Source organism: Nostoc sp. ChiQUE02, from assembly GCF_034531305.2.
Taxonomy (GTDB): domain Bacteria; phylum Cyanobacteriota; class Cyanobacteriia; order Cyanobacteriales; family Nostocaceae; genus Nostoc.
Map to the genome: position 1 here is coordinate 360,721 of NZ_JAVRBN020000001.1, position 14,943 is coordinate 375,663.

The following is a 14,943-nucleotide window of genomic DNA, read 5'->3' on the forward strand; positions in this document are numbered from 1 at the left end:
GTCTTTTATTCTAAAAGGGTATCCGCAACCAACGAATCACAGCATCGGATAAACGATCGCGCCATGAAGGAGTCCGCCAATTTTTTCCTTGATATTGTTCCACTAACTGGCGTCCCAAAGGAGTGAGGCGAAAACTATCTGTAATTCCCTGGCCATCGACTTCTCGCCGCAATACACCTACTTGGATCAGCCAGCCTAAAGCGTTGTCACAGGCTAATTCTGATAAAGGGCGCTTAGTATAGCCCTGCTTGAGTCCATTTTCCAGGGCGATCGCAGTTAATGAAACACTCTGATGTCCCATCACTTCAAATAAAGATAACTTAAAGGGTGAACACACTAGCGATCGCTCGGCTCTTTCTACTGTGCTCCGAGGATAGACAAAAATATTTGGGTTTTGGGAATCAACAGCAGGCATTGTATATCGGGAGAAATTTTTCTTGTAATAAAGATTAATTTAAGAATATATTTTTTCTTGTACAAACTACCTCATTTAACCAAAATTAGTTACCTAAAGTATAGTTATGCTATTTTTTAGTAATTATATTTAATCATTATAAATTAATGTAAAATTTCAAGTGCATCAACAATCTGAAACAGGAAAGGTTAATTATGCCTCTAGCAGTTGGTACGGATGCACCTGCATTTACCGCCAAAGATACAAACGGCAACACAGTCTCATTATCTGATTTTGCCGGGAAGACAGTAGTTTTGTATTTTTACCCTAAAGATGACACGCCAGGCTGCACCAAACAAGCTTGTAGTTTTCGGGATGCTCAGTCTCAATATCAAGGTAAAGATATTGTAATCTTGGGAGTCAGTGCAGATGATGAAGTCTCCCATCAGGCATTCACCCAAAAATATAATTTGAATTTTCCCCTACTGGCTGACACCGACAAATCCCTCATTAAAGCTTTCGATGTGGATGGCGGCGGTTATGCCAAGCGCGTCACCTACGTAATTGACCCCAGCGGCAAAATTACCCATGTTGACACGAGTGTAAATACCACTACCCATGCTAGCGATGTTTTAGCTGCACTTGGGCTGTAGTTTTTTACCTGATAACTAAAGATTTTTTAAATAGTCTCAGCCCCAAGCCTCTACGGCTTGGGGTTCTTTGTTTGAATTCAGTTACCTGATGGTGGTGTAACTGAAGCTGGTGTAACTGATTGTGGTGTAACCAATGGCAAACTGGGAGTTGCTTGTTGACCTTGAATTAGTCTTTGTTGCCTTGCTTTAAAGGCTGCTGCTGCTGAGTCTAGTTGTTCGTTCTGTTGGTCAGAATTCCAGTTGAGAGTCCCGAAATTTGCCCGATGAATCAGGTCAAACATATTGAAATTATCTGAGTTCGTCCGAGAAAATGGATCGGTATTTTGGTCTGTTGTACTGTTACTAGGAAAAGCATCTGCTGGGCTGCTGACTTGAGCCGAACTAGGTTGAGCCATGAGCAAAGACGCAAAGCTAATTCCGGCCGCAGTAGCGACAAAGAGTCTAGTAATTTGTAAAAATGATTTTTTCATGGGATTTTGACCCTAAAATTGATCTATTTTATCTTAAGCAAGAGTCCGACGCAGTTGTGGTTGAATACTTAGTAAGGCGACAAGGGCAAAGCCAAATAACACCAGCAACGCTCCCCCAAAGGTAACATCACCCCAAGGAGCCTGCATCACTACACTACTTAATCCCCAACTACTGTGGAGATAGAGATAGCGAATTGGTTCGATCGCATAGCTAAGGGGATTTAGCGTAGCGATAACCTGTAACCACTGAGGCATAAAGGATAGAGGTGCTAAAGCCGTACTAGCAAACAATAATGGCAGGTTAGTGACGAAAATCACTGCAATCAATTCAATGTGTCCGGGTAGAGCAAAAGCTAAACCGAGGGAGATGGCTGTCACACCCAAAGCTAAAAGAAAGACAATTAGAGCGATCGCACTTAAACCAGCTGCATCTGGTAGTCCAGCCCCTAAGAATGCTGCTGCCGCTACAATCACCGCTGCTTGCAGCAAACTTTGGCTGATGATGAAGATGGCTGAGGCAAAGACAATGGAAAACCGTGATGCTAACGGTGCTACCAGCAAACGATTCAAAAAGCCGAATTCGCGGTCAAACATTACGGGCAAACCAGCATTCAGTGCCCCAGCAAAAGCTGTAAACACAATTATGCCGGCAGCCAAAAATTGACCGTAATTGGTTGTGTTGCCAAATATACCTGTGGGAGCATTTTGGAACAAAGCACCAAATAGTATCAACCACATCACTGGCTGAATAATTCCGGCAACTAAAGATGAGGGACGGCGTTGCAACTGAATAAACAAGCGACGAGTTAAAGCCAACGTCTCTTGTACCAATTCACCGAAAAAGTTAGGTGCAGCATTAACATCTGCTTGTGGCAATACTAGAGGCTGCCAATTGATATCAGATTTAGGAGTAACACTCATAGCAATTTTGGATTTTGGATTTTGAATTTTAGATTGGGGATTGGAAAGAGGCAGAGGGGCACAAAGCTTGGAGCAGAGGAGAAAGAGGTAATTTTTTATTCTCCCGCTTGCCCCCTGCCCCCTGCCCCCCTGCTCCATACCCTATGCCCCATTCCCTATCTCATATTCTGCTTTTTCTCAGCTTTGGGATCGCGGGTAGCAACGGCTGCGAGTTCTGCATCCAACAAGGTGCGTCCTGTCGCGGCGAGGTAAACGTCATCGAGACTGGGGCGAGATTGGGCAATGCCAAATATGGGCAAGCCAGCGGTATTCAGCGATTGCTGTATGTTAATCAGAACATCGTTCTGAGGTGTCACCACCAAGTTGAGGGAATTACCTTGAGCGCTGTTGATAATCGCTTCTTGCACAAATGGCAAAGTTTGCAACAGGTTTTTGGCAATTTCTGCTTCCTCAATGGGGGAAAACTCGCGGATTCGCAACGTGATGCGATCGCCCCCTACTTGATCTTTCAATTGCGAAGGTGTGCCAGTGGCAATCACAACGCCGCGATCTATAATTGCCACGCGATCCGCTAAGGCATCAATCTCTTCTAGATAATGGCTGGTAATTACTACCGTCGTTCCAGAGGCGCGTAATTTTCGCAGGAAATCCCAGACCACAAAACGGGTTTCTATGTCAAGTCCGACAGTTGGCTCATCCAATACCAAAACATCCGGTGCATGGAGCAACCCAGCAGCCAAGTCTAGGCGCTTGCGTAAACCGCCTGAGTAGGTTCCTGTCTTTTTGTTGGCGTATTCTTGCAAACCGAGTAAATCTAATACCGTCTCAATACGCTGTTTGGCTACTGCGCCTGGGAGATGATAAAGTGCAGCTTGCAATTGCAGCAGTTCTTTTCCAGTCAGCACCTTATCTATAGCGACTTCCTGAGCTACATAGCCTAGTCTTTGTCTTGCCACTCTCGGATTATCTAACACAGAAATGCCAGATACTTCGATTTTGCCAGCATCCGGTGTGGTAAGTGTACACAAGGCACGCAAGGTAGTAGTTTTACCAGCACCGTTGGGGCCCAATAAACCAAAGATTTCTCCTGATTCTACCTGAAAGGAAACATCTTGGACGGCAACTACCGTGCCGTAGCGTTTTTGCAGATTTTGAATTAAAACGGCGGGAGCCATGACAGCTTATCCCCAACTATACAAATCTCAATAAAGTCTATCTTTATTGTAGAAGGTGGAGAGCAAGGAAATAAGTAATTCAAAATTCAAAATGGAGAAAGTCGATTTTTGCTAGTCATTGGTGGAGACAAATCAAATCTTCACCACTTTCAAAGTTTTGAGGCTTGTGTCATTGCAACCGCTGATAAATCCTCCCATCGCCTGAATTTGTTGCAGATAGTCAAGGACAGGTTTGGTGATGACTTCTCCCGGCATTAATACAGGAATTCCTGGGGGATAGGGACAGACGATTTCGGCACAGATGCGTTTACTAGTCTGTATCAAAGGTAGTATTTCACTGACAGCAAAAAAAGCTTCACGGGGAGAACAACATAAAGCATGACACTGTGTAGTGAAAAGATCCTGCCAAATATGTCTTTTAACAGCCAAGTTGGTTCGGCGATATTCTTTGGCAAGGGCGGTAAATCCTTGCACTAATTGCTCAATATCGGCTGGGGTGTTGCCCAAACTAATGATAAAAGTGAGATGTTGTAGTGAGGCGAATTCAGCAGTGACAGCAAATTTTTCATCAAGAATTTCATCTGCCTCAAATCCGGTTAAGCCTAAACCAGAAACAGTGACAGTTAGTCGCGTTTTATCTAAAGCCACAAAGCCGGGAGATCCCCCCAACCCCGCTTCAGAAGGCTTGCTCAGAATTTGTAAAACAGATAATCCAGGAATTTGACTGATTTTTGTTCTAGCTTCATCAGCAAGTTGCAAAGTGCGAGACATCAGCATTTTTCCATAGAGTGCCATTTGCTGACGCGCTGCATCTAAAGAAGCTAAAAGTAAATAACTAGGACTGGTAGATTGTACGAGTTGCAAAGCTTTACTGATGCGATCGCAATCTATCCTGTTACCTTGAACGTGCAGCATTGATGCCTGTGTCATTGCACCGAGTACTTTGTGGATGGATTGTACAGTTAAATCGGCACCTGCGACTAAAGCTGGAGTGGGTAATTCTGAATGAAAGGCAAAGTGTGCGCCGTGTGCCTCATCTACAAGTAGAGGAATATTATATTGATGTGTAATGCTGGCGATCGCACTCAAATCTCCACAAACGCCGTAATATGTCGGGTAAACTGTCAACACTGCTTTGGCGTCTGGATGTTGTTGGAGTGCAGATTCTACAGCATTGGGCGTGATGCTGTGAGCAATATCTAAAACTGGATCGTATTCAGGATTGAGAAAAATTGGTATTGCACCGGAGAGAATTAAACCAGCGATCGCAGAAGAATGCACATTTCGAGGCAAAATGATTTTATCGCCTGTCCCACAGGTAGCGAGAATTGCCGCTTCAATCCCACAGGTAGAACCATTGACAAGAAACCATGTTTGCGAAGCGCCAAATGCCTCAGCTGCCAGTTGTTGTGCTTCTTGAATAACGCCTTGGGGTGCAAAAAGATTATCTAAATCTGCTAATTCGGTTAAATCAGCGCGAAAGACAGCTTTACCAAATAAGTCAGCCAAGGGTTGAGAAATTCCCTCACCTTGTTTATGTCCTGGAGTGTAAAAAGGCGCATGGGGTCTTGCTGTATTGGCTTTTAAAGCATCTAATAAAGGTGTTTGGTTTTGATTGAGCATTTTTGGAGAAACAAAGCGCAAGGACGCAAAGGAAACAGTACAGAATTAAGGTAGAGTCTAATCCTATAGACAAAATCAAGACTTAGTAGAGCATTTCATTAATTTGTAGCGAATTAAATTTGGCAATACCCTACAATGCCAATGCGACGGCTGCAATCTTAATGTGTCCCGCTACAATACCAATACGTCGGCTGCAATTTTAATGCGTCCTCTTACAATGCCAATGCGATGGCTGCAATCTTAATGCGTCCCGCTACAATGCCAATGCGACGGCTGCAATCTTAATGCGTCCTCTTACAATGCCAATGCGACGGCTGCAATCTTAATGCGTTCCTCTGTGTTGAAAACGCTATGCTTTTACGCAAAACTATATTTAGGCAATCAAAGCTTAAAACCTCGATCTCTCCTAAGCCACTTTCTTAAGGGGGTTGGGGGGTCTCTTCTGCGTAAGTCCTAAGAATGCTATGCTTGCGTTAAAATCCGTAAATTCTCTGTGGCTGACTAGATGAGACCTTATCATCAAATCCCAATTTTTGAGTGTGGTGAACCGATAATAGCGATTCCTTTAAAATTGTTCGCGGTTGAATTTCCCCATCCTTATGAAAAATTAGGTGCACCTTATGGCGATCGCTCTCCCTATTATCTCCGTCAAAGCGTTATTGAAAATTTGATCCAAGCGCAAAATTATCTTGATGTTTTGCATCCTAACTGGCGGATCCAAATTTTTGATGCCTATCGCCCAGTAGCAGTTCAGCAGTTTATGGTAGATTACAGCTTCGCCCAAGCAGTGCAGGATAGGGGATTGACTGAGGTGGAGTTATCACCAAACCAACGCCAAGAGATTTGGGAAGCGGTTTATGCAATTTGGGCTGCACCAAGTTTGGATGAAAAAACTCCCCCTCCTCATAGTACGGGGGCTGCGGTGGATGTGACGCTAGTAGATAATGCAGGGCAAATAGTGAATATGGGTTCGCCCATTGATGAAATGTCCGAGCGATCGCATCCCGATTATTATGCCAATAGTGACAACTCAGAAACACAAAAGTATCATGCTCACCGTCAGCTATTGCAAGATGTAATGTTAAAAGCCGGCTTTCAACGCAATCCCAGAGAGTGGTGGCATTTTTCTGTTGGCGATCAAATGTGGGCTTGGCTGAATAATCAATCTAATCCAGCCAATCCTGTCACAGCAAGTTATGGGCGTCTTGTATAAATGCGTTATGCATCTTGAGGGTTCAGTTCCTTTAACTCGTCAGTGGTGTAAGTACCAATGGGAGTCCAAACTAGATAAGGAAGGAGTAACAGCGCTGCCATTGGAGAAATCGGCAAAATGCAGATTGCCAGGACAACGCCTGAAATCAAACCGATTAGCCCAAGAATTTCCCCAGCTTTGAGACTGCGAAACCTCAACATTATAGGTATGTAGGCCACGGTGATAATTTCCACCAAGAGGTACAAAGCCATTAGTAGCCAAGTAATTAGGCCTCCTGGATTTTTTTCCCAGACAATATAAGCTGAAGCTGCACCGCAAATAAAAATCACAGTCCAGATGAGCGGAATCAGCGGCTCAAAAACTAGCCAGCGAGGGCGACTTAACTTTGCAAACCATTTAACATCACGCGGCGTGATCAAGAAACTACCAAGGGCGATGAAGAAAGTTATAGCCCCAATTATTATCCAAGATGGAATCATAATGCACTCAAGTTTTGTGTATTTTGTCAAGTCATACACTGCAAGTTTGGCAATTTAGGCTATATGTTGAATCATTCGCTGGTGCGAATCTTAGGCATCTTGAGGATTGAGACTAATCATCTGCCAAGTAGTATAAGTACCAATGGGACTCCAGAGCAAATAAGGAACTAGTAATAGTGCTGCCCAACCAGAAAAACCTAAGACTGCAAGTATCAACAAAATACAAATGAGGAAACCTGTGGCACCAAGAATTGTGCCCACTTTTAGACTGCGAAGCCTAAACATTACAGGTGTATAGGCAATGGTTACAATTTCTAAAAGTAGATATAAACCCATAATTAACCAGGTTGAGGTGCTTCCTGGGTCTTTTTCCCAGACAATATAAGCTGACCAAGCACCGCAAATAAATATAACAGTCCAGATAATTGGAATCGCACCCTCAAAAGTGAGCCATCTCGGTCGTTGTAAGCGCTTGAACCACTGGCGATCGCTAGGTGTAATCACGTTTGCTGCTAAAGCAACTAAGAAAGCAACACCCCCAATCACCATCCAAGATTTAATCATGCCCGTTAGTCCTTTACAAGCGCTATCTATCGCTTAATATCACTCTTTATAGTGTGATTTTGTCAATTTAATTGCTAATTTTTCATCGTCCCTGAGTTTGAAAACTTTTCATCGTTTGGCAGGATTTTAAATTATGGGCATTGGTTATTAATTCTTCTCCTTCACTTCTCCTGCTCCTTCTGCTCTCCATTTATTCCCCAAGATTTTAAGATGATTATGTCTAGGGGTGGGTGTATGGGGCGAATCGGAGAAATAATCTTGGCAGTAGGGGGATTAAGGTAATTAGATTTAAGATTTAATGGTGATTGATATGCAAACTGAATCAGAAGCACGACTGCTAGCACCAGAAACTAGAGGAATTGGTAATACTATTCGCCTTACAGGCTGGATTACTTTCTGGATACAATTGGCAATTGGAGTGGTTTCTGTCTTAGCTTTGCTGTTTGCCTTGACTGGTCGTAGATTTGTTCAGCAACAAAATGCTGGTCTTGGGATTGGCATATTTTGGGCTGTATGCGGGATTGTACTGTTGTTATTCAGTCTCTATTGGGATTTTCGTTACACTCGCATAGGCAAAGCTTTAGAAAATACCAATCCAGCTTTGCATCCTAGTAAGGGAGATACAACTAGAATTCTCCGATTGGGCATAGTTGTGAGTTTAGTGGGTATATTATTAACTCTCTTAGGTGCTGGCTCAACCGTGTTAGTGCTAGTGGCAAAATCTATATCCCAACCTCCAGGAGTGGCAATTATCAATCCCTATAACATTATTCGAGCGATGGATATTTTTGTGGCTGTGGCAGACATCACTGGGATTGCTGCTCACTATGCGGGTACTGTCGCTTCGTTATGGTTACTGGAACGAGTTCATCAACACTAGTGCAAGAATACAGGAAAACTGATCTCAGTAACGACTATGCTAGGGGGCTACGCGTAGGTATAATTCAAGCTGCTGACACGCAAGAAGTAGCGATCGCATTTAGCGCTAAGGTCGGTAAATAGTTGTTTTTCTGCGGTCATTGGGTTAGTTGTAATTATTTTAACTTTTACCTAAAGATGCAATTTAAAGGCAGATTGTTATTACTTATGACAGTTACTTGAAATCATTCTGATGAGTGAAAGTATATATACTTAATAACTGAGGTTCAAAGCATGGACTCAACAGGTAAGGTGCAAACTTTGGACTCGTCCTGGTCTCTTCCACTGCCGTTGAAAGAGTATGCAATGAGCCGAGTAACTGTCTACTTTTATAGCGACAGATGGGTTCCAATTAAATATTGTTCTTTGGAAAAGGCAATTTTGCTTTACCACAGGGCAAATTTAGAAGGCAAGGAAATTTTATTATTTCCTACTGATTTAGACCCTAATCGATTCTCAAACTCTTTTAACTAAAATGTATTGAGGTAGACTATCTTTCAAAAATCTTGGCAACAAATGAATCGGATCTAGAGGCGTACATATATATGTACGCCTCTACTTGTAAATAGGTCTAATAATTCGTAAAAACTTCAAAGCCAAAGGTACGATCGCCATAAGGTACAAGTGCGTCAAAAATAAAAATTTAGTATTTTGAAAGTTGCAGACAGAGTAGGGAGCGTCACGTACACTGATCCAGATATTCAGTGGTAAAGATTTGAATTTCTTCTGATATCAAACCAACCCAGAACGCAGTGCTACAACTGCTGCTTGTACGCGATCGTCCACTGCTAATTTATTCATAATCCCTCGGACGTGAGTTTTGATGGTGTTGGGACTGAGATAGAGTTTTTCGGCAATCTCTGGGTTACTCAAACCGTCTACCATGAGTTTCAACACTTCTAACTCGCGCCCAGATAAGTTGGCGTTGTTGCTGGTGGGTGTAGGTGGTTTGAGATTGTCAATTACTCGCCGCGCAATTTGGGGATCGAGATAGGCTGCACCATCAACTGCGGCTGCGATCGCACTTAACAATCTTTCCACACTTGCACCTTTGATGCAATACGCATCTGCACCGCTAGATAGTGCGGCAATAATTTCTGTCTCGGTTTGATGAGATGTCAGCATCACCACATGAGTTGCTGGCAGCGCCGCTTTAATTTGCTGTGTCGCTGCAATGCCATCTAATCGCGGCAATCCAATATCCATAACCACCAAATCGGGTTTCAGTTGCAGTGCTGCTTGGACTCCCAAATAACCATCTTCTGCTTGTCCAACAATCTCCAACTGAGGATGAGCCATTAACGATTGCTCTAATCCCAGTTGCATCATCGGATCATCTTCAACAATTAACACGCGCAACGGCGGAGCATTAGCGGGTAAATTTAAGGGATAGCGAATATCTAAAGACATTTTTATTAATTAAGAGTCATTAGTCATTTGTCCTTTGTCATTTGTCTTTTGCTTTTTTTGCTTGCCAATAACCAATGATTAATACAACTCTTGGAGAGGCTGCGCCAATGGCTTACCTCGGCTCCGGTTCCATCGAGCGAACTTGTGCTGAACGCAGTCGAAGTAGTCGAGATGCTCGGCACGAGTCGCTCAGTACAAGTGACCAATGACTAATGACAAATGACCGATTATTATTCTTCCACGCGATAGCCTAACTCTGCTAAACTTATTCGCGACTGTCGCCATTTTGGCTGGACTTTGACAAACAATTCGAGGTAAACTTTACCAGCGATTAACTTTTGAATTTGCTCGCGGGCTTCACTACCAATTGCTTTGAGCATTGCTCCGCCTTTGCCAATAAGTATACCTTTTTGGGAATCGCGCTCGACGTTGATGGTAGCAAGTACACGCGTAATGGTGGGAGTTTCTTCTACTAAGTCAATAGCGATCGCTACTGAATGGGGTACTTCTTCACGAGTCAATAACAAAATTTGTTCTCGGATTAATTCACCCATAATAAACCGCTCTGGCTGGTCAGTTACCAAATCTGGCGGGTAGTATAACGGTCCAATTTCTAAATGTTCAATTAATAATTCTTGAAGTTGCGGTAATCCTGCACTCGTCTTGGCAGAAAATTTCACGATTTCCCATTCATGGGACTGGGCAATCTGAGCGTAACTATCATCTAGAAACTGAAAATCGGCCGGTTGTTGGTCGATTTTGTTCGCACCCATAATCACTGGTGTTTTGCTACGACTGAGCAATTCGGCAATATAGCGATCGCCTGCACCACAAGCCACAGATCCATCTACCACAAATAGCACTACATCTACAGATTCAATGGCAATTTTGGCATTTTGCACCAATACTTCGCCCAATTGATGATGGGGCTTATGAATTCCTGGCGTATCTACAAAAATTAACTGCGCCTCTGGTGTAGTTAAAATGCCGCGCAAACGGTTACGTGTTGTTTGCGCTACTGGTGAGGTAATGGCAATTTTTTGTCCGACTAATTGATTCATTAAAGTAGATTTACCGACATTTGGACGACCAACAATGCCGATAAAACCTGATTTGAATTCAGGAGGAGCCTGGGGGATTGTTACTTCTCCTGAAAAAGAGAAAGTGTAATTTTCAATACTAGTCACCTTTGGCTCCACCCTCATATTTTACAGCTGGGATAACTTGATTTTTTCTTAGACACAAAACAAGCATAAAATTACCCTGGCATTTTTAGGGATTAATTTTGCCGAGGTTTAATCTACTACTGGCTCTACACTTATATTTTACATCTGACATAACTCTGTTTTGTTTTTAGATACAAAACAAACATAAAATTACTTTGGCATTTACAAGGAGGACTTTTGCTTCGGTTTAATCTGCTGCTAACTTTGGCTTAAGTTTCATCAACTACTAAATATATTTGGATCAAAATGTCAATAAAAGAGATGGGAGAACCCAAACGCATTGGAATTCTTACGAGTGGAGGTGATTGTTCTGGCTTAAATGCTGTGATTAGGGCTGTAGTAAATTGTGCTGTCGATACTTACGGCTGGGAGGTTTTGGGAATTCGTCAAGCGACTCTAGGATTAATGGCGCGTCCGCCACAATTCACAAAACTGGAAATCGATCAAGTTGACTCGCTGTTAACTGCGGGTGGCACAATGTTGGGGACAACCAATAAAGGCGACCCTTTTGCTTTTCCAATGGCGGATGGAAGTTTATGCGATCGCTCTGAAGAAATCATTGCAGGTTATCATGAGCTAGGTTTAGACGCTTTGATTGGTATTGGCGGCGATGGTAGTTTGGCAATTCTGCGTCGCCTCGCCCAACAAGGTGGCATTAATCTAGTTGGTATTCCTAAAACAATTGATAACGACATTGGCGTCACTGAACATGCTATCGGTTTTGATACAGCAGTTAATATTGCCACGGAAGCACTAGATCGATTACATTTTACTGCTGCAAGTCATAGCCGAGTCATGATTTTGGAAGTAATGGGGCGTGATGCCGGACACATAGCTATAGCTGCGGGAATTGCTGGGGGAGCGAATGTAATTTTAATTCCCGAAATTCCTTACACAGTTGACCACATTTGCCACAAAATCAAAGAACGCCAAGAAAAAGGTAAAAACTATTGTTTGATTATTGTTTCTGAAGCGGTTCGTACCCAAGATGGGGAAAACGTGACAATTACAAATCGCTTAGGTCAATCTCGATACGGTGGTATTGGCGAATATTTAGCAGATGAAATTATTCAGCACATTGGTGTAGAAACGCGAGTCACAGTTTTAGGACACATTCAACGCGGTGGAACTGCTTCACCATTAGATAGATTAGTTGCAACAGCTTTTGGCGTTGCGGCGGTTAATCTCATTGCCGAAGGTAAATACGATCGCATGGTAACTTGGCAAAATCGCCAAGTATTAAGTGTACCAATTACAGAAGCGATCGCTCAATATAGCGCCGTCGATCCCAATGGTACTTTAGTTAAAACCGCTCGTGGTATGAGTATTTATTTAGGAGACTGAAATTAGTTAGGAGTGAGGAATTAAAAAGCTCATAACTCCTGTAAAGACGCGATTAATCGCGTCTCTACTCCTAACTCACAATTCCTAGTACAAACTCACCTTCATTCACAGCTTGATTGGTTGCGACATCATAAACCAATCCATCATGTTGAGCGCAGACATCAATTACACTAGGTAACTTACTCTCTTTATTAAAACTGAGAATTTGATACAGTTTTTCTCCAGCTTTTACTGAACTACCTAATTCTATTCTCGATTGAATCATGCCACCTGCGATCGCATAATATTTTTTCCGATTGCTGCTAGATGCAAAAGTCATTTCATGGGTTTTTGTGTCAGATAAAGAATCAGGAATTTGCAGTACATCTTTTTGCACTAAATAGTTTTTTATACCCCTTACACCTTTAGCAACTGAATCAGGATTCATTTGCATTCCTGCTCCTAATTCTAGCGTCCAAGCTTCCACATCAAACTTAATTTTTCTACCCAACTCTTCAAAACAACCTTCCAATGCTAACCAAGGTTTGATAAAAGCTTCATCAAAAGCATCACCATCGTATTTATTAAGTAAGATTCCAAAATCGAGCAGGAAATATTTTGCACTATCTTCTCGGTTTCGGAAGTAATAAAGGTAGTCTAATGCTTGATTTGTAGAACTATGTAAATCAATTAAATAATCTGCATCTAAACTGAGATTTTGTAGTTTATAGCTAAAAACCTCAGTGTAAGGTACACCACTAGGAGAATTAATTTTTTCTAAACCTTTTGCAAATTGTTGCTTGATTATAGTTAGATAATTTTGTCGAACGTCCTTTAGATCATCAATATGAAGTTGAGATTTAGTAAAAGCTACTAAATCATCAGCTTCTTTCTCGTAGTCCCAAAATATGCGATTCCAGTCTTTGGCTTCGTAAACGCAGTAACGCCCAGGAGAAAAATGTTGAGCGCGTTCATTTGTCCCCATTGGATTACAAACGGGAACTAGCCAAATTTCTCCAGTTAGATTTGTATCATTTATTGTTAATAAAAACTCAATTAGCTGGTGAATAACGGCATTACCAGCAATTTCTGCACCGTGCAAATTAGATTGAATATAAACCTTTTTACCAGGTTGAGTGCCAATGAATTTGTAAACTTGGAGAAAAAGGCGATCGCCCGAAGCCATTTGACGTAATACAATGCTTTCAATAACTGGCAACATGAAATAACTCGGTGATGATTTGAGTAAATTATCGCTGTATCTGTAGTGAATTAAAAGCCTAGCCCAATAGAATTAGCTGATTTCGTTTAGCATATTCCCCTCCATTTTTCACATCTGGAGGGGATTTTATTGTACAAAGCGATCGCCTGAATCAATAACTAGCAACTTGGGTTAATAGAGCCACAGCCACAGCAGACTGTTGCACACAATTAGTTAAGACATCTAAAGACTTCTTGCAGAAGTGGGTAAGGGGTAAGGGGGAAAGGGATAGAATTTTCCCTTTCCCTTTGCCCTTTTCCCCTTTCCCTACAAGAGTGCAAAAGGAACTTTTGCAAGAGGTCTTAAGCATTCATACCACCATCAACATCAAGTGTTGCCCCGGTGATGAAAGCCGCGTCAGGACTGGCCAGAAAAGCGACCGCAGCCGCGACTTCCTCTGGCTTGCCGTAGCGATCGAGCGCTGTGGCTGCTTTTTGGATTACCGCAAAATCACTATCAGATGGGTTCATATCAGTTTCAATTGGACCTGGCTGTACGATGTTAACTGTGATCGCCCTCGGTCCCAGATCGCGTGCCCAGCCCCGCGTGTAGCCAGCGATCGCAGACTTAGTTGCTGAGTAATCGGAGATTCCTGCCCAAAGCGAATGGCTTCCAGCACAGGAGCCGATGGAGATGATCCGTCCACCTTCAGTCATGAGCGGTGCAGCAGCGCGGACGGCAGCCACTACGCCACCCACATTGATCGCAAACTGCCGTTCTAAGGACGCAATATCACTTGCAGAATCGCCAACTACACCAAGGACAAACACCCCAGCATTGTTCACGAGAATATCCAGACGGCCAAAGCGTTCGGCGACCATCTTAACCAAATTCTCAACCTCGAGAGAATTGGCTTGGTCGGCTTTGAAGGCGGCGGCACTAACCCCTTTTTCTTCGAGTTCCCGGACAACGAGCGCAGCCTTTTCGAATGAGGTGGCGTAACTGATGGCAACGTCTGCGCCGTCTTCAGCCAGATGTTTGGCGATCGCAGCACCAATACCCCGTGAACCACCTGTGACAAGGGCAACTTTACCTGTGAGTTTCTTTGTATTGCTATTCATGATTTTTGCTCCTTCGTTGTTGCAACCTGTCACCTCAGTTATTTGACAACCGGGTAATTTTGTCAAGATTTTGACAAAGCTATCAACAAATCAGCAATAATAACCAAGCCTGATGTGTTTTACCCAAATTTGAAATTTGTCCCAAAACTGCTTGGTGCGAGACGACGGGTGAAGAGTGCGCTGGAGAGGTGCGCGAGGTAATTTAGTCACTGCGAGATAGGCTAGAAACAGAGTCGTAGGGTGCAGTGCAAG

The 14,943-nt window shown here is 42.9% G+C and carries 16 protein-coding genes; 5 read left to right on the forward strand and 11 right to left on the reverse strand.

The annotated features are described in order from the left end of the window. Nucleotides 1–10 precede the first annotated feature (10 nt). Nucleotides 11–415 (reverse strand): Npun_F0494 family protein, encoded by a 405-nt coding sequence (locus tag RM347_RS01650; protein WP_322722355.1) that lies wholly within the window; start codon nt 413–415, stop codon nt 11–13. Between the two features lie 194 nt (nt 416–609). Here RM347_RS01650 and RM347_RS01655 point away from each other — a divergent pair, with 194 nt between their 5' ends. Beyond that, complete coding sequence (locus RM347_RS01655; protein WP_322722356.1) at nt 610–1,047, forward strand: peroxiredoxin; 438 nt, start codon at nt 610–612, stop codon at nt 1,045–1,047. A gap of 77 nt (nt 1,048–1,124) precedes the next feature. On the opposite strand, the gene RM347_RS01660 is transcribed toward RM347_RS01655, so the two are convergent. The 4 genes from RM347_RS01660 to RM347_RS01675 all read right to left on the reverse strand — a co-directional run bounded on the left by RM347_RS01660 (nt 1,125) and on the right by RM347_RS01675 (nt 5,236). Beyond that, nucleotides 1,125–1,517, reverse strand: coding sequence for a hypothetical protein (locus RM347_RS01660; protein WP_322722357.1), 393 nt, complete (start codon nt 1,515–1,517; stop codon nt 1,125–1,127). A gap of 33 nt (nt 1,518–1,550) precedes the next feature. Then, nucleotides 1,551–2,438 (reverse strand): ABC transporter permease, encoded by an 888-nt coding sequence (locus RM347_RS01665; protein WP_322722358.1) that lies wholly within the window; start codon nt 2,436–2,438, stop codon nt 1,551–1,553. A 155-nt stretch (nt 2,439–2,593) separates the two neighbouring features. Continuing rightward, entirely contained in the window at nt 2,594–3,613 is a 1,020-nt protein-coding gene (locus RM347_RS01670; protein ID WP_322722360.1) for an ABC transporter ATP-binding protein, read from the reverse strand. Nucleotides 3,614–3,745: 132 nt separating this feature from the next. After that, nucleotides 3,746–5,236 (reverse strand): aminotransferase class I/II-fold pyridoxal phosphate-dependent enzyme, encoded by a 1,491-nt coding sequence (locus tag RM347_RS01675; RefSeq protein ID WP_322722362.1) that lies wholly within the window; start codon nt 5,234–5,236, stop codon nt 3,746–3,748. Between the two features lie 505 nt (nt 5,237–5,741). Here RM347_RS01675 and RM347_RS01680 point away from each other — a divergent pair. Further along, a complete protein-coding gene (locus RM347_RS01680) occupies nt 5,742–6,449 on the forward strand; it encodes a M15 family metallopeptidase (protein WP_322722363.1) in 708 nt (235 codons plus the stop codon). Between the two features lie 5 nt (nt 6,450–6,454). Here RM347_RS01680 and RM347_RS01685 read toward each other — a convergent pair whose 3' ends face one another. Both RM347_RS01685 and RM347_RS01690 read right to left on the reverse strand, forming a co-directional pair. Beyond that, nucleotides 6,455–6,928, reverse strand: a complete 474-nt coding sequence (locus tag RM347_RS01685) for a TspO/MBR family protein (RefSeq protein WP_322722364.1) — start codon at nt 6,926–6,928, stop codon at nt 6,455–6,457. Between the two features lie 90 nt (nt 6,929–7,018). Then, nucleotides 7,019–7,492, reverse strand: coding sequence for a TspO/MBR family protein (locus RM347_RS01690; protein WP_322722365.1), 474 nt, complete (start codon nt 7,490–7,492; stop codon nt 7,019–7,021). Between the two features lie 310 nt (nt 7,493–7,802). Here RM347_RS01690 and RM347_RS01695 point away from each other — a divergent pair, with 310 nt between their 5' ends. Beyond that, complete coding sequence (locus RM347_RS01695) at nt 7,803–8,372, forward strand: DUF3611 family protein (RefSeq protein ID WP_322722366.1); 570 nt, start codon at nt 7,803–7,805, stop codon at nt 8,370–8,372. A 770-nt stretch (nt 8,373–9,142) separates the two neighbouring features. On the opposite strand, the gene RM347_RS01700 is transcribed toward RM347_RS01695, so the two are convergent. Then, nucleotides 9,143–9,820 (reverse strand): response regulator, encoded by a 678-nt coding sequence (locus tag RM347_RS01700; protein WP_174710379.1) that lies wholly within the window; start codon nt 9,818–9,820, stop codon nt 9,143–9,145. A 74-nt stretch (nt 9,821–9,894) separates the two neighbouring features. On the opposite strand from RM347_RS01700, the gene RM347_RS01705 reads away from it, so the two are divergent. Continuing rightward, nucleotides 9,895–10,029 (forward strand): hypothetical protein, encoded by a 135-nt coding sequence (locus RM347_RS01705; protein ID WP_322722367.1) that lies wholly within the window; start codon nt 9,895–9,897, stop codon nt 10,027–10,029. Nucleotides 10,030–10,050: 21 nt separating this feature from the next. Here RM347_RS01705 and era read toward each other — a convergent pair whose 3' ends face one another. Next, complete coding sequence (era, locus tag RM347_RS01710; RefSeq protein WP_322722369.1) at nt 10,051–11,025, reverse strand: GTPase Era; 975 nt, start codon at nt 11,023–11,025, stop codon at nt 10,051–10,053. Between the two features lie 282 nt (nt 11,026–11,307). On the opposite strand from era, the gene RM347_RS01715 reads away from it, so the two are divergent. Further along, entirely contained in the window at nt 11,308–12,390 is a 1,083-nt protein-coding gene (locus RM347_RS01715) for an ATP-dependent 6-phosphofructokinase (RefSeq protein WP_322722463.1), read from the forward strand. A 70-nt stretch (nt 12,391–12,460) separates the two neighbouring features. Here RM347_RS01715 and RM347_RS01720 read toward each other — a convergent pair whose 3' ends face one another. Together RM347_RS01720 and RM347_RS01725 are read right to left on the reverse strand one after the other, a co-directional pair. Further along, nucleotides 12,461–13,591, reverse strand: coding sequence for a succinylglutamate desuccinylase/aspartoacylase family protein (locus tag RM347_RS01720; RefSeq protein WP_322722370.1), 1,131 nt, complete (start codon nt 13,589–13,591; stop codon nt 12,461–12,463). 341 nt (nt 13,592–13,932) lie between these two features. Further along, the gene (locus tag RM347_RS01725; RefSeq protein WP_428850504.1) at nt 13,933–14,691 is read right to left on the reverse strand and encodes an SDR family NAD(P)-dependent oxidoreductase; all 759 of its coding nucleotides are present in this window, start codon (nt 14,689–14,691) and stop codon (nt 13,933–13,935) included. Nucleotides 14,692–14,943 lie beyond the last annotated feature (252 nt).